The sequence below is a fragment of the Nocardia tengchongensis genome (genome assembly GCF_054781395.1).
The window spans coordinates 233,168-259,236 of the sequence record NZ_BAAGUM010000005.1 but is presented as its reverse complement, the minus strand read 5'-3'; the positions used below and the strand labels follow the sequence as shown (position 1 = coordinate 259,236).

At 70.3% G+C, this 26,069-nt stretch carries 1 protein-coding gene; it reads right to left on the bottom strand.

From position 1 onward, the window contains the following. Positions 1-26 precede the first annotated feature (26 nt). A complete protein-coding gene (locus ACYVKL_RS09760; RefSeq protein WP_379168505.1) occupies positions 27-26,069 on the bottom strand; it encodes a WXG100-like domain-containing protein in 26,043 nt (8,680 codons plus the stop codon).

The window sequence follows — 26,069 nt, the reverse complement described above, 5'->3', positions numbered from 1 at the left end:
CAAATCGGCGAACACCTCACCGGCGATCATCCGAAGATCCCCAGCCGACGGGACGGATCCGACAGCACATCGCGGATCAGCAGGCCCAGATCCGAGTCCACCGGCCGCTCGCTGTACCGCAGCTCACACCGCACATCGCTCGGACTGCCGATCAGCAGACGCACGGAGCCCTGCCCCGAACGCTCCCACAGCGCACCCGCCGCCAACCGATCCAGCTCGATCACCTGATCACCCACCCGCAAGACCAACCCGGCCACCGGATCCCGATAGAAAACTACCCGCAGACCATCCAGATCATCGAACACGCCCGCGGGCGCGCCGGTACCGACGGGCGCCGCGCTCAACTGCCCGGTCATCGGATCCATCAGGGCGTACTCCCCGAACCCGGAATGCGAGCGCAGATAAATCTGCCCGCCCGACGCAGGCCGCCCCGACGCCCGCGGGAACCGGCTACCACCACGGGAATTGCCATTCCCGTTCCCGCCACCCGCTGCTCCCTGCGGAGGCATCATCGGAGCCCCACCCGGGAAACCCTGCCCCGCACCGTTACCGCCGTACGCACCCGCTCCGGACCCGGCCCCGAGCCCACCACCGTTCGCGCCGGAATCACCACCACCCGACACCCCGCTACCGCCGGGCACCACACCCGAGTTCCCGGCATCCGCCGAATCCCCGCCCCACCGCGGCGTCTCCGGACCCGTATGCCGATGCGGCTGCTGAGCCACCTCCGGCACACCCGACTGCACCGGCTGCTGCGATCCCAGCGCGTCCCTCAGCCACTGCGGCAGATGCGATGAATCCGGGCTCACGGGCGCCTGCGGCGAGCCGGGATTCACCGGCGACTGCGGACCGCCGGGGAAGCTCGATTGCTGTGAAACATGCTGATCACCAGCGCCATTCGGCCAGTTCGGGCTACCGACGTTGGACGGCAGGTGCGGCCACTGCAGCGAGGTCGGCAACTGCGGCATGCCCGGGATATGCGGCGGCTGCGGCAGGTGCGGGGGCTCCGGCAGGTTCGGCGGGACCGGAATATGCGGCGGATTCGGCATATTCGGCGGGACCGGGATGTGCGGAGGGGTCGGCTGCTGCGGCGGAGTTGGGATACTCGGCGGCTGCGGCAGGTGCGGAGGCTGCGGCTGTGGGGGCTGCGGCAGGTTCGGCTGCTGCGGAATATGCGGCGACTGCGGTGTATTCGGCGGGGCAGGCACCTGTGGCTGCGTCGGCTGATGCGGTTGTGGCGTCGGCTGATGCGGCGTCGGCTGCGGTTGGTGCGGCTGCGGAGGATTGTGGGGTGGGTTGGGGTCCGGGGGCAGGGTCCAGGGGGCGGGCTGCTCCGAGGGTTTCGGGGTGTAGTCGGGGAACTCCGGGTCGAACTGGTGCGGCACGAGAGGCAGGTGCGAGCGCCAGTTCGGGTTGTAGCGGAATGGGGCGTCGTCGGTCGAGGCGTCGTCGGAGCGGCCGCCATCACCCGCATCCGGTTCCGAGGTCGAACCGGAACCCGATTCGTCCCGACCATCGCCATCCGAACGCCCGGAACCGACATGCTCGCCGGCCCCGCCGGAACCACCGGACTCCCCCGCACTCGCGGGCTCGGAACCATCGCTCGCGCCGCCGGAATCACCCTGGCCGGGCTGCACAGGATCGCCAGATGCTCCCGACCCATCGGAATCACCCGCACCGACGTTCAAGGGATTGCCAGACGCGCTGGGATCACCGGACCCGCCAGAATCGGACCCGTCAGAAGCGCCCGAAATGGGCTTGGCCGGATCGCCGTGCGCACCCGCGTCTTCCGAACCGCTGGAATCGTCGGTGGCCGGAGGCGTCGCCGCGCCCGTATCGCTGGAGGCTTCCAATTCTTCGGGCGGAAGGGGCTTCGAGGTGGTGTCGCCCTGCGGTTTTGTGGTGCCTTCCGAAGCCTTGGGCCCCTCCGCACCTTGGTGAGTCGGCTCCTCCACCACGCCGGGGTGACCCTCACCGGCCGATTCACTCGACTCCTCGGGCGCGGAGCTGCCGGGCGCACCTGAGTCATCGGAACCCTTCGGGGATTCGACGGACGGTAGCTGGGAAGCGTTGTCCGAGTGAGGTTTTGCGGGTGCGGGTGCTTCGAGGCCGAGAGACGGGGTGGCCGTGGGGACGGCGGGCGGGGGTGTCGGGGGCTCGGGGGTGGGTGGGGTGGGGGGTGCTTCGGGGGCGGGGGCCGGCGGGAGGTGGCGGATGGCGCGGGCGTCGGTGAGGGTGCCCTGGATGAGGACCTGGGAGAAGAGGTCGTCTAGGTCGTAGGTGGGTTTGAAGCGCCAGGTGGCGCCCTCGGGGGGTGCGCCGGTGCGCCATTCCATGATGAGGCCGTCGGTGCCGGCGAAATGGGCTGCGACGGTGGGGTTGCGGCTCCAGGAGGTGGCGTCGCTCTGGCTGCCGAGGTGGGAGGTGTGGCCGGTGTAGTCGAGATCCAGGTCGCCGCGGGCGGGGACGATGCCGCGCAGACCGTCGAGGTAGGCGGGGTTGACCGTGCCGTCCGGGAGCAGGCGCGGGACGCCGCGGTACAGCGGCGTGGCGTCGGGGCCTTCCGGCAGGTTGCCCTCGAACATGACTGCGCCGTCGACATCTGCGGGCGGTGTGTGCACTACGGTCGCGACGGCTCCGCCGGCCGACTCCGGTGTAGCGGTGGTCGACTCCGGAGTGTTGGTGGTCGATGCGGACGGCTGGGGGCTGTGGGCTGCACCGCTCTGCCCACCGCTGCCCGGATTGCCGGATCCGCCGGGTTGCTCGGCAGCACCGGAATGCACCGGGGCAACAGGTTGTCCGGAGGCGCCGTGGGTCACCGGGGCTGCGGGCTGACCGAGGGCAACAGGGTGGGCAGGCGCACCCGGGCGGCCGGACGCACCAGGATTCGCGGGCGCGCCAGGGTGGCCGGGTGCGCCCGGTTGACCAGATCCTCCGGGCTGGCCGGGGGATCCGGGGCTGGTTGGGGGCTTGGTCGGGGGGCCCGAGTGCGGGGTGGATTCCGGGGCCGCGGGTGGGGGCGGAGGGGTGAGGTCGTTGATGTGGACGATGCCGTCGAAGTCGAGGGTCACGAGTTTCGCGGCTAGTGGAAGGTTGCCCTCGACAATGACTTTCACGTTCTCCTTGCCGAGGACGGCCAGGGGGTCGGGGCTCGAGGAGACTACTACGACGATGTTGGGATCGCCGTGCACGATTCCGATGCCGGGCGCGCGCATCGATGCTCCGGTGGCGGCGAGGATGTCCTTCACCGCCTCGTCGTAGACCGCTTGGAGGAGGGCCTTCGCCTCTCGCTCGGCTTGCGGGGCCACTCGGGTTGCCTCTTCGATTCGGAGGCGGAAATCGGTCAACTCAGCGATCCGCTTATCCGCGGCCTTCATCTGGGCCACCGCTTCGGCGGGGCCCATCCCCTCGGGCGTCATGCGGAGTTGTTCCTGGCGCTGCACCTCGGTTGCCAGCTGCGACAGCAGCAATTCCCGTAGTGGCTGCATCCGGTGCCGGTCCGGATCCGTCCCCAATTGCCGCGCGATCGCGTGCAGATCGTCGATTGCCAGATCATGCCGCTCGACCGCGGCGCGGGCCTGGGCCATCGCGCCGTCGGCCCAGGCCGCCGACCGTGGATCCGACCAGGTGTGAACGGTTCCCGGCTCGACGACCACCCAGTTCGATCCCGTCGGTGCGCCTGCGTTCTGCTCCGGCGGACCGTTTTGTTCCGGCGTGCTGCCGTTCTCGTGCTGCCCGGTCGACTCATTCGATCCCGAATGGGTTGTGGCGGTGGATGAATGCGTGACCGGTGGCACCGGCTGCGCGCCTGATTCGGGCTGCTTGGCCGTCGTTGCGGGGTCGGTGCCGGGTTTGGTGGGTCCCGGGCGGGCGGGGGCGCCGCCGGTGGGGTCGGTGGGTGGGGTGCCGGGGCCGAGGCGCTTCGGGCCGCCGCCGGGCTCGCCTTCGCCGGGCTCGATGGCGCGCACCGGGTCGGGGTAGTGGTTGTCGATCCAGTGGGCGATGGCTTCGGCGGCGTGGAAGGCCTCGGCGGCCGACTGGAGGCGGCCGAAGGCGCGGACCACGTCCTGGAGGGGGCCGCGCGCTCGGGTGAGGAGGTCGGTGATGGTGTCGCGCAGGCGATTCGGAGCCAGTTCGAGTTCGGTGACGTCCAGGCCGGCGGCGCGGCGGAGGTCCTCGACAGCGGAGCGCAGTTCGTTGTGCGCCTCCTCGCGGGCACGCTGCGCGGCCGTCTGGGGGGTGTCCGCGTCGGCGGCCGCCGCATCGGCGATGCGGCGTTGCTCGGCTTCCCAGCGGGCGGCGCGGTCCGCGGCCGCGTCGCGCCGGGCGGTGTCGCCCTGGGCCTCGGCGGCGGCGAGTTCGTCTCGGGCCTTGGCGAGTTCGCGGGCGGCGGCCTGTTCGGGCGTCTCGGCGGCACGGGCCGCCGCGGCGGCGGCATCGGCCTCGGCGGTCCGGGTGGCGGCCAGGAACTCCTCGGCCCGCTGGTAGCGGTGGACGGCGTCGCGCAGCGGAACCAGATCGTCGGTCCAGATGTCGTCCCAGGTCAACGGCATACGGGACAGCTGCTCGATCTGTTCGATGGCGTGGTCGATGCCCCGGGGCGCGGCCGGGTCGGTGGTGACCAGCGCCTCCAGGTCGACGCGGGCGGCCTCGGCCTCCCGCTGCCAGGCGTCGACGGGGGTCTCACCGTGCGCCGCGCTCGCCTCCATGCCGCGCCGCAGTTCGGTCTCCAGCTCGCGCACGCGGGTCTGGGCCCGATCGAATTCGGTTGCCGCCGTGGACAGATCGTTGATGCGCTGCTCGTTGCCCGGCAGCTCGCCGCCTTCGGCGCGGTTGCGGTTGGCCAGGTAGTCCTGTGTGCCCGGCAGATTGTCGGGGGTCAGATCGCTGTCGGTGAGCGGGCGGAACACCTCCCCTTCGCGCTCGCGCCACATGCGGCCCTTGGCGTAGTCGAGGCCCTCCGCGGCGATCTGCAGCTCGTGCCGCGCGGCCGCGAGTTCGGGTCCGACCGTGCGCGGATCACGCGGCGGCGCTTCGGGTTCCGGTGGATTCGTCAGGTTGTGGTGCTCGGCCGCGAGTCGTTCGAGCAGGTCGATATCCGCCTTGCGGACTCGGTTCTCCTCACGCATGGCCTCGACGACCTTGGAGAACTCCTTGGGGCTGAGCCGCTCGTGCTTCTCGATCTTGCCGTCGCGGTAGGCCTCGTACACCTCGATGTCGCGGGCCTTCCGCACCACCCGCACGATCTCCGAGACCTGGTCGGAGGTGAGGAGTTTCCGCGGATCGGTCACGCTGTCGCGGTAGACCTCGTAGGCCGCGGTCCGGTCACCGACCTTGTCGGACAGCGTGCGCAGGACCTCGCGCAGCTGGTCGGGGCTCATCCGGTCGTGCAGCCTGGAGAGGCGGTCCTCATAGATCTTGACCGTCTTGTCGATATTGGAGGCGTCCACGCCCAGCAGGCGCGACCAAACCTCACCGGCCTGAATCAGCTGGCCCGCCAACGGTGGTTCGCCGACGTGATCGCCGAACAGCGAGCTCAGCAGCTCGCGCCCCTTCGGATCGTGCGCGGGCAGCTCGCCGTCCACGGCGCGCGGATCCGTCCGCGGGTCGTAGCGCAGCCCCTCACGATGCGGATCGAGGGCGGCGATCTCCTCGATGTAGTGGGTCAGCGCGTCGATCGCGTGGGCCCGGCGCTCGTCCGGCCGGAAAGCCATGTTCTCGAAGGCGATGGCGATCGCCTCCGGAACCGTGGTCTTCTTGTCCGGCTCGAACCCGATGATCTCGACCTTGTCGGCGTCTTTGACCGCCTTGGGAACGTGCAGGTTCTCGCGATCGACGTCGAGCAGGCGCACCAGCCGGTCCCGGGCGGCGAGGACGGCTGTCTCGTGCCCGTTCTTGCGCAGCACGTCCGCGTAACCGATGAGGTCGGCGAACGCCTGATGCCGCCGCTCCCCCATCCTGAACCGCGGATCGCCGAACGCCTCCGCCACCGCACGCGGCGACAGCTGCTCTGGGTCCAGCCTGAGCCGGTTGGCGAGATTGCCCAGCGCCCGGTCCAGATCGCTGAAGGTGTCGACGGCGTCCGCGGTGCGGATGAAATCGGCCATGCCCTCCAGCTGCGAGGCCCGCAGCGAAAGCTCCTGGCGCAGCGACTCGATGCTGCCGCCGAGATTGTCACCGAGATCGAGAATCACATCCAGCGCCAGGCGGCGAGCAACCGCGTTGCGCTCCTTCGCCAAGTCATCCGGATCGCGGGGTACCGCCGGCTCATTGCCCGTCTCGTGCGGCGTGGTGACCGGCTCCGGCGTGGGCTGCACCAGCCGCAGACCTCGGCCGTCCTCACGCATGACCGCGACCGGCCGCGGCTGACCGTCGACCTCCACGTCGTGGAACCGCACGGCAGGCGTGGCTTCCTCGGTCAGGTGGACATTGCCCTGTTCGTTGAGACCGGCATTGCGGTACTCCAGTCGCAGCTCACCGTGATTGAGCATCCGACGCAGGTCGGGGTGCGCGGCGAGCGCGTCCACGAGGTGGATGTCGTGGGCGCTGTCGCCGCGAATCACCACGAGGCGTTCGGGGCCGCCGTTCTCTCCCGGGAGCAGCGCCAAACCGTGGTCCCTGTCGAGCACCACGCCGCCGTTGGCGTCGGCCCATTCGCGGGCCGCCAGATCGGAGACCTCGTGAACGCGCTCGCGGAGCTGGTCGTCCACGCCGAGGAAACGGTCTGCCGCGGCGGTGAATTCGAGCACTCGGGCGCGCTCGTCGCGCACGCCTACCCGCAGATCGGAGATGAGGTGGTTCAGATCCTCCTCGGTCTCGATCCGGTTGAGTCCGACTTCGAGCAGTTGCGCCCAGTTCGAGCGCTCGTCCTGCAACTCGTCGCGACGCAGCGCCCTGGTGAACAACTCGCCCTCGCGGGTATCGAGCAGCTCGCCGTCGACGTCGTCGAAGTGCGGCACCCACTCGCCGCCGTTGTTGACGCCCTCCACTTCCAGGAGGGACGGGCGAGGTTCGCGCGCACGGAATTCCAGTGGCGGATTTTCGTGCCCGATGCCTGCTTCCTCGCGCAGGTCACGCGCCTTCTGTTCCTCGATTTCGAGGCCGCGGGCGTGGGCGAACTCGCGCAGGAAACGGCCCAGCGGATCCTTGTCGAAGAAGTTGACCTCACGGCTGAACGGAATGTCCTTGTTCTCGAGGAGCCAGCGCTGCCCGGCGTCGCGCAGCGCCTCGACCGCACCGCCGCGGCGCATGGCCTTGTACCGCGCCACCTCGACCGCGTCGCGCACGGTCTGCGGATCGGCGTCGGCGAGCGGAATGCGGTACTCCCGGGCCAGGCGCACGAGATCCACCAGCGCGGCATCACGGGCGTCCGCCGCGTCCACCAGTGGCTGCGGCACATCCGTACCCCACTCGTGTGACTCCGGCACCACATTCACCGGATCGATCGGTTCATGCTGCGGTGCAGGCAGTTCCGACTCGATGGTCATCTCCGCCACGCGCAGCGACTCCTCGACCTCGGCGCGCAGCAGCGGATCGGCCTCGGTGATGTGCGGACGGTATTCGCCGCCATCGCTGGTGCGCATCGGGATCTGCACCGGGGAGATGTCTGCGACCCTGCGCGTGAGACGACGCACCAGCGGCAGCCGCTCACGCGCCTCCCACAGGGTCAGGATTTCCTTGCCGATGCGCACCGGGTTGAAGTTCGGCTTCATCCCGAGGAAGTCGTGGTCGTGCAGGACGTGGTAGCCGAATTCCAAGGTCAGCAGCGAGACTCCCGAGGAATCCAGGCGCGATCCGGACGGATACTTCGGCGACTCGCCGTGATAGCCCTGCTGCAAGCGTTGCAGTAGGTTGTCGATCCAGCTCGGCGACGGCTTCGCCACGGGCCGCAGCGGACCGAGTTCGGGCCGCGGGATCAGCTCGACACGCTTACCGCCGTCCGGGGATTCGACGATGCGGGCATGCAGTCGTTCACCGTCGGTCTCCAGCACGACGTGCGCGTGTTCGGAGTCCGGGACGTGCAGGGCGGCGACCATGAGGTCGGCGACGTCCATTGCGCGGCGCAAGGTGTCGGCGCGAGCGGCGGCGAGTAGGGCATCGCGCTGCTCGACCGTGGTGTGCGCGGGATCCAAGGCGGATTCGGGGATGCCGAGCAAGCGCGCCCACTCGTCGCGCACGCGCGCCAAGTGCTCGCGTTCGGCGCCGGTGGCGACGTCGTGACTGTTCAGGACGTGGTCGAGGGCCTCGAGCCCGCCGACGCGCAACATGTTCCGGAACTGCAGGTCGCCGGCGAGCTCCGGCAGGTTCCGCCGCCGCAGGTCCTCCTCCGACAGGCCGAACTCGCCGGCGAGACGATCGCGGAGCTCGTCGAGGGTGAAGACCCGGGATTCGACGCCGTCCGGATCGTGCGGGCGCTGCGACCAGGTCTCCAGCGGGCGCTCCCGGACCGGGTCGCCGCCGCCTTCGGGATGCGCTGCGCTCGACGGCAATTCGCGAGCCGGGGCGGCCGGGGCGAGGGCCCGGGTCGGCTCCCCCGCCTCGAGCTCGGCGAGCCGGCGGTCGAGGCCGGTCTCACGTAGATGCGCTTCGATGGCGCGGAGATTCTCCGGGTCGGCCTCGGTGCGCCAGTACTCCTCGGAACCGTAGAGCTCCTCTGGGGTCAGTGGCCGATAGTCGTCGGCCTCGCGCATCGGCAACGGCGGTGCCGACTGCTCCGGATCACCGAAGAAGCCACGCGCCTTCGCCATTTCGGCGATCTCGCGGAAATGAGCGAGCGGATCGTTGAGGTGTGCGGCGGCGGTCTCGAGGCCGAGCGCGTCCATCAGGCGCGAAGTGAACAGCACCGCGTTGACCTCGCGGCCGGGCGCGAGAGGATCGTTGACAGCCTCCCGCAGGAACTGCGCCGCCGCCTGCAGCGACGGGGAATCCGCCACCGGATCGACCGGCAGCACTTCCTCTTCCATCCGCGGCAGCTCCAGGGTCGGGGCTTCGCTCGGCTTGGGCAGCTCGACGGTCGGATCCTCGCTGCCCTCCGGCTTGGGCAGCTCGACCGTCGGGTCTTCACTCCCCGGCGGCTTGGCCCCGCTACCCCCCTCCATCTTCACGGTCGGGTCGTCGTTGCCTTCGAACGGCTTCGACGTCGACGCCTCGCCGGGTGGCGGGTTCTTGACGGTCGGGTCGTCGTTGCCCTCGAACGGTTGCTCGTTCGAGGCGTTCTCGCCGCGCGACATGTTGACCGTGGGGTCGTCATTGCCCTCGAACATCTTCGGCGTCGACGCCTCCCCCGGCGGCGGGTTCTTGATGGTCGGATCTTCGCTGCCCTCCGGCAGCTTCTTGGTCGATTCCTCGCCACCCGCCGACAGGTTGACCGTCGGGTCCTCACTGCCCTCGGGCAGCTTCGCCGTCTGTCCGTCACCGGGCTTCGAAGGCGGGGTGGAGTTCTGGTCGTTCCGGCCGGAATTGCCTGGCTCATCCGGGTCGGGATTCGGTGGGGTGGAGGAGTTTCGGTTCGGGGGCTCCTTGCCGCCGCCGCCCGAACCGGGCGGGGTCGCGCCGATCGGAGGGGTGGCCGCCGACGGGCTGGAGCCGGGGCGAGTCGGGTTGCTCGGGTGCGCGGGGGTGGGGCCCGGATCGCCCTCGTCGCCGGCGCTTCCCTCGTCGGAGGCCCGGGCGTGCCGCTGTACCTCGTCGAAGCGGTCCATCAGGGCGCGGTGCCAGTCGTCGCGGGCCAGGGCGGCGAAGTCGGGCGCCAGGGCCTCCAGGCGGGCACGGATGGCGGACAGGTCCTGGGGGCTCAGATCATGCTCGTGCCAGGCGATTTCGCCGTCGGGGCCCTGGGTCGCGTACCGGCGGGCGAAGAGGCTGGTGGACAGTTCGTCACCGCGGCGACCGCCGCCGAAGGCGAGGCTGTGGTCGATACCGCTGATCTGCCCGTCCGCGGTGATCAGCCAGTTGACGAGGTTACGGTCGGGGATGCCGACCAGCACGTCGAGCAGGCCGAGTCGCCGGCCGTCGGGGGTCGCCAGCACCGCGTCCAGACCGGCGTCCAGGGTGGTGGTGAAACGGTCCGCCCCGACCTCGCCGGGCATCACCTCCATGTACACCACGCGGTCCTCGACCCGGTGCACCTTCGGCACATTCGCGCCGACAGCCTGACCGACCAGCGAGACCAGCGCCTCGGCATGGGCGTGCTGCGGATTGGTGACGACCTTTCGGATCAGCTGCGTCGGCGGCTCGGTAGCGAACGTGACCAGCTCGACGCGTTCCGCCATCCGCCCCATACCGGTGCTGAGGACCACCACGTCGGCCTCACCCGCGGCGATCGCATCCTCCACGCGTCGCGCGAACGATCGATTGACGTCGGTATCACCGGAGTCGTTGCGAGTCACCGCATTCGAGCCGCCATCGTGACCATCGCCTTCCGGATTGCGGGCGGCCGCCGACGGGTCGGTGTTGGGCTGGGGCGGGCCTTGGGGGCGGGCGGGGGCGCCGGAAGCGCCGGGGTCCTCGCCCTCGCGGCCGGGGTGGCCGGATTCCGGGAAGTGGGCGTCGACCCACTCGGTCAGGGCGTCGGCGCGATGCAGGGCGCGGGCCGCGTTCTCGAGTCGTTCGAAGGCACCGACGACCTCGGGCACGGTGCCGCGCGCCTCGGGGAGCAGGCGGTCGACGGTGTCGCGCAGGCGCTCCGGGGCGAGTTCGGTCTCGGTGACGTCCAGGCCGGTGGTGCGGCGGAAGTCCTCGATGGCCCGGGTGAGGTCGTCGTGCGCGGCGGTGCGGGCGCGGTCGGCGGCCTGGTGCGGGGTCTCGGCCGCAGCCGCGGCGTCGGCCTCGAGACGACGCTGCTCGGCCTCCCAGCGGGCGATCCGGTCGGCGGCCGCATCGCGCCGTGCGGTATCGCCCTCGGCGGCGGCTGCCGCGAGATCGTCTCGGGCCGTGGCGAGTTCGCGAGCGGCGGTCTGCTCCGGGGTCTCGGCCGCGCGGGCCGCGGCGGCGGCATCGGCTTCGGCGGCGGACAGGAATTCGCGGGCCTGCTCGTAGCGGTGGGCCGCATCACGCAGTGGGACCAGTTCGTCGGTGAACACGTCGCCCCACTGCTGGGGCATGCGGGACAGCCGATCCAAGTCCGTCATGACCGCGTCGAAGCCCCGCTGAGCCAGTTTCGGATCGCCCGCGATGAGCTCGTCCAAATCGGCTCGCGCGGTGTCTACTTCGCGCCGCCAGGTGTCCACCGGCGACTCGCCCGGACGCACGTCGGCCGTGACGGCCCGCTGCATCTCGGCTTCGAGATCACGCATGCGAGTCTGCGCCTGGTCGAATTCGTGTGCGGCAGTATCCAGGTCGGACAGCCGTTGCTCGAGGCCGGGCAGCGTCCCGCCCTCCTCCGCCGGCCGGTTGGCGAGGTAGTCGGCGGTGCCCGGCAGGTGCGCGGGAGTCAGATCGCTCTCGTGCAGCGGCCGGAAGCCCTCGCCCCGTTCGCGATAGACGCGTCCCTGCGCGTAATCGCGCCCTTCGGCGGCGATCTGGAGTTCGTGGCGTGCTGCTGCCAGGTCGGCGGCGACCGCGCGCGGATCACGCGGCGGGCCCTCGGGCGGGCGCGGACTCGTCAGGTCGTAGTGCTCGGCCGCCAGCTTCTTCAGCAGCTTGATGTCGGCGTCGCGGGCCTGCACCTCGGCGCGCAGCGAATGGATGGTGTCGGCCAGATCCGACGCGCTGCGCCGCTCGTGCTTCTCGATCTTGCCGTCCCGGTAGGCCTCGTAGACCTCCGCGTACCGTGCGTTGCGGACACCGCGCACCAGATCCGAGAGCTGTTCCCGGGAAACGACCTTGGCCGGATCGGCGGAGCTGTCGCGGTAGCGCTCCCAGGCCACCGTCGAGTCGCCGGTCTCGCGCAGCGTGGTCAGCACGTCGGCGAACTGCGCCGGGGTCACCCGATCGTGCAGACCGCCGAGCTGCTCGGCGTAGATCTTCACCGTCTTGGCGAAGTCGTTCATCTGCACGCCCAGCAGGCGCGACCACACGCCGGCCGCCGCCGACGGATTATCGGAGAGCGGTGGCTCGCCGATGTAGTCGTTCATGTACTCGCGCAGCAGCGCGGGCGCATCGCCGTCATGGATGGGCAGTTCGCCGTCGACGGCGCGCGGGTCGGTCAGCGGGTCGTAGCGCAGGCCCTCCAGGAACGGGTCCAGATTGCCCAGCACACTGCTGAATTCGGTCAGCGCGGCCAGCAGTTCCGGGCGGGTCCGGGAGTCGTGCAGCAGGTTGTTGATCGCGTCCAGCAGCGCGTTCTTGTCGGTGTTCTTCGTGTCGGGCTTGAACCCGACGATCTCACCGTTCTGCTTGTCCGGCTTGGCCGGAGCCAGCTCGTCGGGCTCCACGTCGAGCCGGGCCGCCAGCTCCTTACGGGCCGCCAGCACCGCCTTCTCGTCGATGTTCTCGCGCAGCACCTTCGCGTACTTCACGAGATCGTCGACGGCCTGCAGGCGGCGCACCTTGCGCACATTCGGATCGGCCATCGCCTCGGCCAGCTTCTGCGGCGTCAGCTCATCCGGCTTCAGGCCCAGGCGGTGGGTCAGGTTCTGGAGAGTGCGCTCCAGGTCGTGGAAGTTGTCGATGGCGTCCGAGCTGCGGATGAAGTCCGCCATGCCCTCGATCTGGGCGGCCCGCAGGGAGTTGTCGTGCTCCAGGTCGGCGATGGTCCGGGCCAGGTTCTCGCCCAGATCCATGCGGTACACCGACAGTCGCGAGGCGACGTCGTTGCGTTCCCGGCGCACCACATCGGGATCGCGCGGCGCGGCGGGCTCGGCGGGCGGCTCGGCGTGCACGACCGGCTCGGCGGTCGGCTGCACGATGCGCCACGGCTCGAGACCGTTGCGCAGCAACGCCACCGGCGTGCGCTCACCGTTCACCTCGACCTCGTGGAACCGGACCTGCGGCGGCTCCACCGGCGCCACCTGCACCCGATCGTCGAGGTCCAAGCCCACCACGCGGTAGTCCAGACTCAGCTCACCACGGTTGAGTTGCTCGCGGATCTCCGGGTGGGCGGCCAGCGCATCCACCAGTCGCGCATCGTGATCCGCCTCGCCGCGAATCACCACCAGGCGGCGCGGCTCGCCCGGCAACACGGCCAGGCCGTGCTCGCGGTCCAGCATGGCGCCGCCGTGCTCGTTCACCCAGTCGTGCGCGGCCGTCTCGGCCAGGTCGGCCGCATGCTGGCGGGCGCTCGCGTCCAGTTCGAGGAAATGGTTCACGGCCGCATCGAGTTCGAGCAGCCGCCCGCCCCGGTCGCGGTTGGCGATGCGCTCTTCCGCGATGGCTTGCTTCAGGCCGGCCTCGGTTTCGAGCCGCTTCAGATCGACCTCGAGCAGCTGCGACCAGTTCGAGCGCTCGTCCTGAATCTGGTCGCGGCGCAACGCGTCCTCGAACAGGCGGCCCTCGCGGCGGTTGGACAGTTCCTCGTCCGCGTCGTCGAAGTGGCGCGGCCATTCACCGCCATTGTTGACGCCCTGCAGATCCAGGAACGACACACGCGGCCGGCGAGGACGGAACTCCAGCGAATCGTCATCCGGACCGACACCCGCCTCCTCGCGGCGACGCGCCGCCTTCTCCTCCTCCGTCCGCAGCGCCTCCGCCCGAGCGAATTCACGCAGGTAGCGGCCCAGCGGATCCTTGTCGAAGATGCTGACCTCACGGCTGAACGGGATCTGCGCATCCTCCATCAGCCAGCGCTCGCTCACATCGCGCAACGCCTCGACCGCGCCCGCGCGGCGCATGAGCTTGTAGATGGCCTCGTCCACCACGCCGCGCAACGTCTTCGGATCGTCGTCCGGGATGCGGATGCCGAGCTCATCGGCCAGGCGCACCAGATCGCCCAGCGCCGCGTCGCGGGTGGTGACCGCGTCGACCAGCGGCTGCGGCAGCTCCGTACCCCATTCGCGGGGAGCCGGAGGTTCCAGGGCGGGGCCGCGGTCCAGCGGTTCGTGTTGCGGCTCCGGCATTTCCGATTCGATCGGCATGTTCGCGCCGCGGAGGGTCTTCTCCACATCGGCGCGGATCCGCGGATCGGCCTCGGAGACCCACGGGCGGTACTCGCCGCCACCGAGCGTACGCATGGGCCGGAGCTCGGCGGCCACGTCGGCGACACGCGCGGTGAGGCGACGCACCAGCGGCAGGCGCTCACGCTCCTTCCACAGGGTCGCGGACTCCTTCAGGATGCGCGCCGGGTTGAACTTGTCCTTGAGATGCAGCAGCGCCTCATCGTGGGTGAGGTAGCCGATCTCCATGGCCAGCATGGTCTGACCCTTGGAGTCATTGCCCGAACCGGACGGATACTTCGGGGATTGACCGTGATAGCCGTGCATCATGCGCTGCCACATGCGCTTCAGCCAGCCCGGCTTCTTCTCCGGTTCCTTCGTCTCCGGCGGGGTCTCGCGCGGCAGATCGGGGCGCTGGATGACCTCGGCGCGCTTGTTGCCGTCGGCGTCCTCGGTGATGCGGATGTGGACGCGCTCGCCGTCGGCATCCAGGACCACATGGGTGTGGTCGGCATCCGGGCGATAGAAGGAGGCCACCATGAGGTCTGCGGCATCGCTTGCCCGGCGCAGAGTTTCGGCGCGGAGCTCGTCCAGGACGGCACGGCGCTGCTCAGGGGTGGTGCGGGCCGGATCGAGGAGCGAGTCGTCGACGCCGAGCAGGCGGGCCCAACCGTCACGGGCGCGGGCGGCGCGTTCCCGCTCCGGACCGGTGACCTCGTCGTGCCGGAGCACCGCATCACGCAGGGCCTCGATTCCGCCCGCGCGCAACAGGTTCCGCAGCTGCTCGTCACCGACGATTCGCGGCAGCGCATCGTCGGCCACGGTTTCGGGCAGGCCGAGCCGGCGCAGGAGTTCGGTGCGCAACTCCTCGAGGGTGAGCGTGCGCGGCTCCCCGCCCTCCGGCGCGTGCGGACGGGTGCCGAGACCATTCTCCGGGTCGTGGAAAACACCCTCGGCCGCAGCGGTTTCGGCGAGATGACGCAGCGCGGACAGCGCGTCCGGGCGCTTGGCCAGCGCTTCGACCACACCGAGCGCGTCGGTGAGCCGCGCGCCGTAAACCTGGTCCTCCAGGCTGCGCGGACGCTCACCGGCGACCGGATCCGCCGCGCGCAGACGTTCCAGAGCCGCTTGCAATCCGGGTGACGCCTCGGCCGGATCGACGGGCGGCTTGGGCGACTCCGCCTCCTGACGCGGAATCTCCACGGTGAGAGTCTCATCCGGGTTGGACTGCTCGGGCCGCTTCAGCTCGACGGTCGGCGTCTCATCCGGATTCGACTGCTCCGGCCGCTTCAGCTCAACTGTGGGCGTCTCGTCGGGGTTGGACTGCTCCGGCCGCTTGACCTCGACAGTCGGCGTCTCATCCGGGTTGGACTGCTCCGGCCGCTTCACTTCGACCGTCGGCGTCTCATCGGGCTTCGACTGCTCCGGCCGCTTGACCTCGACAGTCGGCGTCTCATCCGGGTTCGTACCCGTTCGCTTCACCTCGACGGTCGGGGTCTCGTTCGGGTTCGTGCCCAGCGGTTTCGACCGCTGGCCGGAATGGGCTCCGTCCGGCTTGCCTCCGGTGTCGCCGGAGCGCGGCGCGGTCGTGGAAGGGGGCGCGGGGGTGGACGCACCCGGAGCGGCGGGACGTACCGGCCGGTTGGGATCGCTCGAGCTGCCCGCGGGCGGCTTGCCCGCGGCGTCGCCCGGGGCGGGTTCGGGGCGGCCACCGGCGAAGTCCCACATGTACTCGGCGCGCAGGGCCGACAGGCGAGCCTCGGCATCGGCCATGCGGGCCTCGAAGCGCGCCTCGCGCTCGGCCTGGCTACCGGGCTCGAGCATGTCGGCCATGTCGTGGAACCACTGGGCACGCTTGGCATCCATGTGGGCAACCCAGTCCGCCTGAATGGCGCGCTGTTCGTTGAACCAGGCGTCCGGATCGTCCGGAGTGGCGGCGGCGCGACGCGGCGGCCCATCGTTCGGCGGCTGCCCTTCCCCCGCCGCAGCGGTCTCGGGTGCCGGCTCCTGACCGTTGCGCGGGTCGATCGTGGGGTCCTGACCAGTACGCGGCTCGGTCGCGGGGGCCTGGCCAGCGCGCTCGGTCGCGGGGTCCTGACCGGTACGCGGTCCCGGCGTGGGGTTCTCCCCGGTGCGCGACTCCGGCGCAGGGTTCTGCCCGCTGCGAGATTCGGGCGCGGGGCCGTCCTCACCTATGGGGCGCGGGGTCGGGGCGGGGTCAGGGCGGCCGCCGAGGTCGGACCAGAGGCGGTCAGCGCGGGCGGCGGAGTTGCGGGCCATCTCGTCGACTTCGCGGGCCTGCTCGCGGAACAGTTGTTCCTCGGTGCTGCCGGGAGGCGCGGAACCGGCCAGCTCGTGCAGGAAGCGGGCGTGCTTGGCCTCCAGGTCGGCGGCGAAATCGGCGTACTCGGCCATCCGGCGGTCGAACCAGCGTTCGTCGCTGACCGGCGGTTCCGTTGCGGGGGTGCGGGATTCGGGAGCAGGGCCGTCGGCGCCCGAAGGGACGGGGTCGACCGGGGCCTCGGCGCCGGCGGGCGGCTCGTTGGATTCGCGGGGGTCGGGCTGGTTCGCGTCGGGACGCTCCGGCCTGTTCGGGTCACGGGATTCCGACGAATCCCCGGAAGAGTCACCAGATCCCAGCAGATCGGGGCGGCCGTCCGTGCCGAGGTCGCGATCGGCATCGGCAGACCCGGTCTCGCCTTCGGCGGGCGCAGCCTGGCGTTCGGTGGGCGCAGACCGATCGCCGGCAGGCGCGGACTGACGTTCGGCAGGCCCAGTCCGATCCCCGGTAGGCGCCGACTGACGTTCGGCAGGCGCAGACCGATCCCCAGTAGGCGCCAACTGACGCTCGGCAGGCGTGGACCGATCCCTGCTATGCGTGGACCGATCCTCGGCAGGCGCAGACCGATCCCCAGTAGGCGCCAACTGACGCTCGGCAGGCGTGGACCGATCCCTGCTATGCGTGGACCGATCCTCGGCAGCCGCAGACCGGTCCCCGCTGGGCGCAGACCGATGCTCGGCCGGCGCGGACCGATCCTCGGTAGGCACGGACCGATGCTCGGTAGGCGTGGACTGGTGGTCCGGTAGGCCATGCGGCCGTAGTACTCCCGAGTCCTGCGCGGCTATGCGCAGCATCTGGTACATCACCTGGGACGGCTCGGCGGCGTTGCGGCCGTGCAGGATGACGTCTCGGAAGCCTTCCGCCAGGGCTTCACCGACGTGGAGTGCGCCGTTCTTGTCGAAGACGTAGCCCGGCAGCTGGTGCAGCCACTCGGTGAACGCGCCGGCATCCTGTGGACCGCGGGTGGCTTCGAAGTGCGCCGTGAGAATGTCGAGCAGCTCGTGGCGGGCCTCGCGGCCGCCGGCGAAGTCCAGCACGTGGCCGAACTCGTGCACGATGGCCGAATACATCGGCCGCGCATCGGATCCCGACACGTGTTTGCCCTGCTCGACATTGGCGCGAATCACCTCGTCGAGGCCCTCCGGGTGCATCGCGAACCGCTCGTTGAACACGAGGCGGTCCGCGACCAATCGGCCGTTCTCGCGGCCCGGGTAGACGGCGGCGATGGCGTCGGAATCCTCGGGGATGAAGCCGATCTCGACGCTCTTGGGTTTGACGCCCGGGTGCCGGGCCACCATGTCCTCGAGCGCACGGCCGTATTCGCGCAGCGTTTCGACATCGCGCGCGTAATGGAAGCCGACGGTCGGGATGCCGAGCTCGTTCTGAATGTGGTTGATGACGGCTTGGCGGTTCCGGCCGGTCCAGTCATCGACAATCGCCGGGACCTCGGGCGTCTCCGGCGGCGACAGCACCAAATCCGGTTCGCTCGAAGGCTTTCCGTCGTCGTCGCGCCGCACGGGCTCGGGACGATCATCGGCACGAATGGCGTCGGGGCGACCGTCCACAGCCCTGGTGTCGGGGCGACCGTCGACCGCAGTGGAGCCGTGGCGACCGTCGGCAACCCTGGTGTCGCGGTGCTCGCCGGCGCTCTGGGGCTTGGGTTCGGCGGCCTGCTCGGGTTCGCGGACGGCGTGGGCGTTTTCGGCGGCGCGGTCGGTCAGCAGGCGGTGGAGGACCTTGGCGGGTTCGGTGGCGTGGTCGAAGTTGAGGGTGACGTCGACGAAGGCTTCCGCCAGCGCCTCGGCATGGTTGATCGAGCCGTCGGCGTTGAAGCTGTAGTCGGACAGTTGCGAGAGCCAGCCGAGATACTCGACGACCGTGGTGTCGCCGTGCGTGCGGCGATAGTCGTCGAGTAGCGCGTTCGCGAGTTCGGAGTGCGCGGCACGGTTTCCGGCGTGGTCGATCGCATGACCGAGCTCGTGCAGGAAGATCGTGTACATCGGGCGATCGCCGGCGCCCCTCGGGAACCACCCGGTGGCCTCGCCGTTCCGCACGATCTCAGCCATCCGCGCCGGATCCAGCGCGTGTTCCAATCGCAGCACGATCTTCTCGGTGACCGTGTTGCCGTCCGCGTTTCGGACGCCCGTCGCCTCCGCGATGGAGTTCTCGAAGACCGGCTTGCCGATCTCGATGCCGTTCAGGGTGATCTTGTTTCCGGCCGTGACATCGTCGAGCGCCCGGGCCAGCTCACGCAACACCTCCGGATCGACGGACGTGTTGTCCAGGCCGTCGAAACTTTTGATGCCGAACAGGTCCTTCATCTCCTGGATGATCCTGTCGCGCCCGAGCTCCGACCAGAAGTCGTCCGGACGCGGCGACCAATCCGCGGGCGGGTGAGCCGGATCGGACGGGTCGGGCGGCGCGGAGCCTTCCGGATCAACCGAATCACGGTGATCAGCAGGATTTTTCGACGGAACGGCGGATTCGTCGCGGGGCCCGAAACGGTCGAGGCGGTGCTCGCCGGAGCCGTGCTCGGGCGGAGTCGCCGGGTGCTGTGCGTGCAGGGGTGCGGCGTCGCGCGCGGCCGCGTTCAACCGGTCCACCATCAGCTTCGACAGCTCGGAAGCGTTGTCGCCGTTGAGCTTGACGTCGCGATACGCCTCGGCCAGAGCCTCCCCCTCGTTGAGCATGCCGTGCTCGTCGAAGGCGTATCCGGGCAACTCGCTCCGCAGCCAGTTGGTGAACTCGGCGAAGTCGGCGCCGGCATGGGTCTCCACGTACCGGTCGGCCAAGGCGCCCGTCAGGCCCTCGCGAGCCGCCATCTGGCCGTAGTGGTCCAGCAGGTGGCCGTACTCGTGCACGATCACCGCGTAGAGCGGCCGCGCGTCGGCGCCCGGCACGTGGAAGCCGGAAGCCACATCCGCGCGAATAGCCTGCTCGAAGCCCGCGGGATCCATGGCCCACCGGTCGTTGAACACGATCCGGTCCGGTGTCCACGGTCCGCTGCCATCCTCCGGCCGCGTGCCGATCGCGATGGCGAAAGCGTCGGGATCCTTGGGGATCGGGCCGATTTCGGCGCGGCGCGGCTTGATGCCCGGGTTGTCGGCGATCCCGGCCTCCAGGGCGCGGCCGTACTCACGCAGGATCTCCACGTCGCCGACATAGTGGAAGCCGACCGTCTCGATACCGAGGTCGATGTTGATCCGATCCAGCACGGCTTGACGATCGAGGCCGGTCCAATGGTCGACGACCGCGGGCAGCTCGATCGGATCCGGCGGCTGCAACACGAATTCCGGTTCGTGCGACGACTTCTCGCCGTCCTGCGAGGGCGTGTCGCGCGAGATCGGTTCGGCACGGTCCTCGTGGCGCGGTTCCGGCTCGCGGTCGCGGCGGGCGGCCGGACCCGGATCGTCCTCGATGGGGCGAGACCGGTGCTCGAGGGATTCGCGCTCGTAGACCGGGTTCTCAGCGGCGTGCTCACGGTAGGTTCGGACCAGGTGGTCGTGCAGGATCTGGGCGGGCTCGCCGGCCAGGTCGCCGTTGAGGATGACGTCGGTGAACGCCTCGGCCAGCGCCTCCGCGTGGTCGAACATGCCGTGCTCGTCGAAGCTGTAGCCGCTCAGCTCGTCGTGCAGCCAACCCAGGAAGTCCTCGTGGTCACCGCCGTAGGTGCGCTGGAAGTGGCGTTCCAGCGCCTCGAAGCCGTCGAGGCGGGCGTGCATCTGGGTGGTGAAATCGATGACGTGCGCGAACTCGTGCACGATCGTCGAATACAGCGGGCGGTCACCGGAACCCGGGACCAGATGGCCGTTCTCCTCGCCCAGCCGGACCCGTCGAGCGAGATCGGCGGGGTTGCGGGCGAAATGCTCATTGAGAGTGAGGGTGTCGGCGAAGTGGCCGTCCCCGTCACGACCCGGATCCACCTCGGCGAACACGGTGGGGTCGTCGAGAAGCGCGATGCGGACTTCCATCAGCTCGGCGTCCGGGAAGCGGTGGAACATGTCCTCGACGGCGCGGGCGAATTCGCGCATCACCTCGACATCGACATGCGTGTTGTCGAAGCCGGTGACTACGAGATCCCAATCCTCGTGCAGCTTCTCGGCGATATGCTCGCCATCCAGCTTCGCCCAGTCGTCCTGGGGGTGCGGCGACCAGTCCGGCGCGTGCCCGTCACCGGAATCGGTTGCACCGGAGGCATTGTCAGCGTTGTGCCGCTGCTGCGGACCCGGGTCCTCGGACGGAGGAATCGGCAAATCCCGCTGCCGCGTCCGCAGTCGCCGCACCGGCTGCTGCTCCTCTTGACGCGGCGCGTCGGTGCGGGGCCCGGCAACCGCCTCATGAGGCTGCTTCGGGTGGGCGTCCTCCCGCGTATCTCGCGGCCGGAGCGCATCTTCCCGCGCTTCCTGCGGCCTGACTGCTTCTTCCCGCGCATTCTGCGGACGGACGATGTCCTCGCGGGTGTCCTGCGGACGGGCGACATCCTCACGAGTGTCCTGGGGACGACGGACATCCTCGCGGGTGTCGTCCGGACGGCGTGGGACGTCGGGGCGGGTTTCGTTGGCGGCTGGGCGGTCCGGGCGCGATTCGGGGGTGGCCTCCGCGGCGCGCTGGTGTTCGGAGCGAGGGGTGTCGGGGCGGGTTAGGTGCGGACCGGCGGCGGGGTCGATCGGGACCACGGTGCCGCGGATGCCGTAGTGGCCGGGGCCGCGGGGTTCGACCGAGTCGATGTGGATTTCCAGGCCGTGGGCCATCAGCACCATCGGCAGGTGCTTGCCGTAGCGGGACAGATCACCCAGGTGCAGGGCGGGTGTTCCGGCGGGGACGACCAATTCGATGTGGTGGTGGATGCCGTCGATCGACGGCACCGCGCCGATCAAGGCGTTCGCATATCCCGGCAGGTGCTGAACCGTCCCGGGCAACTCGTGGACCGGCACCCCGAACGGGTTTTCACCCGCGCTGAGCGTCACCATCACCGGCTCCGGCAACGGCCGCAGCGCCAGCGAGCTGTCGATATCGCGGATGGCCTGGGCGATCTCGGGAGTCATCTCCCGGTGGCCGCGCAGCGCCGCCTCGATGTCCGAGGCGCTGGGCCGCGCGGTGTCCTCGCCCAGGTCGTCGCTGTAGGCGCGCAGGGCCGACCGCTGCTCGTCGGTCAGCTGAGCGTGGGCATCCGACCAGACTTCCCGACCGTACGCGCCCGCCCGCGCGAAATCCGGGACTATCTCGTCGGACGTGCGCAGGAAACGCACCGGATCGTCGGCACTCGCATCGTGACCCGGCGGCCGGTGCGCATCACCGACATGCAGCCGCGCATCCACCAGATGCAGCAGGCCGGCCCGCACCGAATCCTTCAGCGGATGCCAGGCTTTGCCGTCCGCATCGAACAGGATGGCGTGAACGCCCGCGGTTTCCTTGGGCACCTGCGGCGGGAAACCGTGCTCCAGACCGGCGGCCGGGTCCTTGACCACGATCTCGCCGCCCTCGTTGACCATCAGATAGGCGTGCGCGCCCACCCCGTGCTCGTCGACGGGACCGGCATAGCGGTCGACCACCAGCGCGGAGGCGCCGTCGCCGAGCTTCAGGAGTCGTTTCGCGATGGCGTCGTGGCCGCCCGGCCGGTTCGGGCGATCGAGATTCTTCGGGAAGTCCTGCAATTTGCCGCCCGCACCGGACACCAACTCCTCGAGGCTCATACCCTCCGGGCCGACCCGGCGCTGAGGCGGGCGAACGGATTCGTTGCCGGTGATCTCGCGCAGCAGGCGCAGGGCCAGCTCACCGCAGCGGCCGCGGTTCTTCGCGCGGACCAAATCCGAATCGTTCGGCGCAGGCTCGGTCGAATCCTCTTCGCGGACATGGGTGTTCGAAGGATCGTCGAGAGTGCCGGGATGCGCCTGGTGGCCGTCGGTGCGTTCCGGCGGCGCTCCACGGCGGGAATCGGCGCGGTCGGAAGACTCTGGGCGAGCCTTCGCAGCGGACGGAGTTTCGTCGCCACCGTGGCGTTCGCCCGGTGCTCGGCGTTCGCCCTCGTGCGGCCGCACGTCCGGCCCGTCGGCGAGTGGAATCGGCGCGACCACGAAGCCGTCTTCGGGCGTGGCCCCATCTCCTGCGCGCCGGTCCCGATCCGATGGGCGTGAATCCCGTTCGGAATCAGCGGATTCCGACTGCGGCCGTGCGCTGTGATCCTGACCGTCCGCATCGTGGTGCGCCGGGTCCTCGGGCACCGGCTCGGAGGGATCCGACCGCGGCTTCTCCCCCGCCGGTCGCGCCTCCTCGGCAGGAACGTCCTCGTGGCGACTCGAATCCGGTTCGCGCACAGGCTCGTCGGCGGCCGGCTCCCGGCCATCCCGCAGCGGCCGATCCGCCATCTCCGAGAGCGCGCCCTCATCCCGCGGCGCGGCCGAGTCCTGGCGCGCGTCCTCGTCGCGGGAACGCACATCGTCGACGTCCCGAACCGCCGGATCATCCTCATGACGTGCGACAGGCTCATCACCGTGAGCGGCCTCCGGCTCACCGTCACGCCGGACCGCAGGGTCCTCACGCCGGGCGGTGGGCTCGTCCTCACGCGGGGTGATGGGCTCATCTCCGCGCCGAGCGGTGGGCTCATCCTCACGCGGGGCAGTGGACTCGGCCTCACGCCTGCCAGTCGGCTCATCCTCACGCGCGGTGGTGGGCTCGTCCGCACGCCTGCCAGTCGGCTCATCCTCACGCGGGGCGGTCGACTCGCCCTCACGCCTGGCGGTCGGTTCATCCTCACGCCGCGTACCGGGTGAGTCCTCGTCACGACGTGCACCCGACTGGTCGTCACGATGTCCCTCTGGCGACTCGTCGGTGGGGCGACGCGATTCCGGATGCTCGTCCGGGTGGTCGCGGTCAGCTGATGGGTCGTGAGTGTGTTCGTCGGACGGCTTCCGAGACTCGGGGGGCTCGCCGGCGCGGTGATCGTCGGGGGCGTCCGGCTTGATCGAGGGGCGGTCGGTGGTCGCGTCGGAGCCATCGTGGGGCGGGGTGGTGTCGGCGGGCCGCTCGGAGGGATTGCTCGAATCCCGGGTGCCACCGGGCTTTTCCGATTCGGGTGCGATGTCGTGGTCGCCCGGTCGGGCAGTGGTCGCTTCGGACGGCTCGCCATCGGGATGGGTATCCGCGCGGTCGGCGGGACGAGAATCCTCGCTGGTGGACTCGGAACGCGAGGCGGCGGAGTGCGGGTCCGGGGCGCCCGCGCGGCTGTCTGAAGCGCCGGGACGGTTGTCGGGCCGCGAGCTGTCGGTGCGGGCGGCGTCGGAACGCGGACTGTCCGACCGCGAAGCATCAGATCGTGGGGCATCGGACTTCGGAGCGTCCGTACGTGGGGCGTCCGACTTCGGAGCATCAGCGCGTGAGGCATCCGACCGCGAAGCATCGGCACGCGGGGCATCCGACCGCGAAGCGTCCGTACGTGGGGCGTCCGACTTCGGAGCGTCGGCGCGCGGGGCGTCGGCGGGCTTCGGGGCGGTGGCGGCCTCGCCCGCGCGGGGGGCGGTTGCGCGCTGGTCCGGGGTGGCGGATTGGGTTGCGCTGCCGGCGTGCTGGGTTGTGGAGCTGCCGGAGGTGCTCGAGCCGGGGGCGGCGTTTCCGCTTGACGAGGCGGCTACGGGGGAAGACGGCGAGCCGCCTGCGGCGGTCGCACCGGCGGGAGATGAGGCTGCCGATGCAGGGGCTGGTCCGCCAGGCGTCGTGCCCGGGGCGGCGGCACGGGCACCGCTTGCGGACGGATCGGCCGCTCCCCCGGTCGATCCGGCACGCGTCGGTGCGTCCGAACCGGTCGAGGTGCCGCCCACGGTGGAAGCCGCCGGGTGTGTGGCTGCTCCGCCGGAGCTCGGCGACGCGCCGCCACCGGCGTTGGAAGACCCGACACCCGCATTCGATGAACCGCCACCGGTATTCGACGAGCCTCCGGTATTCGACGGACCGCCGCCCGTGCTCGACGAACTGCCGGCGGTCGACGAACCCCCACCCGCACTCGACGAGCCTCCCGTGGTCGACGAACCGCCGCCCGCACTCGACGAGCCTCCCGTGGTCGACGAACCGCCGCCCGCACTCGGCGAACCTCCCGTGGTCGACGAGCCACCTGTCGTCGACGATGCGGCCGGGGCCGAGGAGCCGCCGTTCGTGGCGGCGTTGGAAGTCGGTGCGGCGGAGGCGGTGTCGTGAGTGCCGCCCTGGATGCCGCTCTGCGGAGCCGCGGATTCGGGTGCGCCTGCCTGCGGGCGGCTGACCGACTCGCCGCCCGGGCCGGTGGCGTCCATGCCGCCGTGGGTCTGTGGTGTCGATCCGGATGTGTTCGCCGGGCCGGGCTGTGCGTTGCCGCCCTGGTCGGTGGGGGTTGCGCGATCGGTGCCGCGAGAATCGGTGGTGACACCGCCGCCGTTCTGAGCGGTGGTGTCGGGGCGCGAGGTGCTGCCGTCGCCGGTCTGGCGCGCACCGGTGTCGCCGGTCGGGTCACCGCCGGCGGCCGAGGCCGGATGCATGCGGCTGCCGTCGGAACCTGGGCCGGTCTGCGTGTGGGATCCATCGGATCCGTTGGAGCCGTTGTACCCGCTGGAGCCGTTCGTTCCGTTCGAGCCGGTCGTTCCGTTGGTCCCAGGGTCGTGAGTGCCGCCCGTCCCGTTGACGCCCGGGGTGTCGGGGCGCGAACCGACGAGGGTGAGATCACCGGGGCTGATCCCCGCCGACATCCGTGTGACCTTCGACTCCCAGACGGTGTGCGCCCCAGTGTGATTGACGCCCGACACGGCGCCCTGGAACATGCCGCCGGTGAGCATGCGGGGGTCGAAGTGGGTGTTCTTCAGGTTCTCGACGGCGTTGTCCCAGCCGTGCTGCGCCACGTCGAAACCGAACTGCGCGGCCGTCGCACCGGCGAAACCCGCAGCGCCGCCGACCAATCCGGCGGAAGTGCCGGTGATCAAGCCGGTCAGATAGCGGTTCACCCTGCGCTGGCCGAGCGAGTTGCCGATCGCGCCGCCGATCGGTCCCGCCACCGCGCCACCCACGCCGGAACTGATCGCGGTCACGCCGACCTGGGTCCAGTTGACGCTCTTCCGGTGCCCGGTATCGACCTGGTACTGCTGAATCCCGTAGTCCTGCAACGTCCCGAGCACGGTGTTCATCACCATGTGCTTCAACGCGAACTTCACGACCGCGGTGATGCCCATCCGGGCCGCGATGGCGAGGATTCGGTCGAGCGCCTCGCGGCCGATGATCCGCACCGCGATGCGCGTCATGGCGACGACCATCGCCTCCACCATCGGAGCGGTCGGCGGCCACAGCCACGCGCCGATGATCTCGGCCGCCGCCATCGCGATCGACGAGTAGAACATCAGCTTCGTGTACTGGATCTCGGTGCCGGTCTCCTCGACCGAATCACCCAGCTTCTGGAAATGCTCGGCCAGGTCCAGGATCGAGTTGCCCTGGCCGTCGCCACTGGCCGGCGCGGCCAGCTTGTCGAACAGCTGCGCCATCTCGTCGCGCCCGTCGCCGTTCACATAGGCGGCCAGGGTCGCGGACTTGGCATCGGTGATGGACGAGAGCTGATCGCGCAGGCCGGCGGCGGCGTTGCGCCAGTCCTCGGCCAGCGCCCACATCTGGTCCTCGTCGCCCTCGGGCCATTCCACGCCCACGAGGTAGCCGAGCCATTCGAGTTCCGAAGGCAGGTGCAGAGTCAT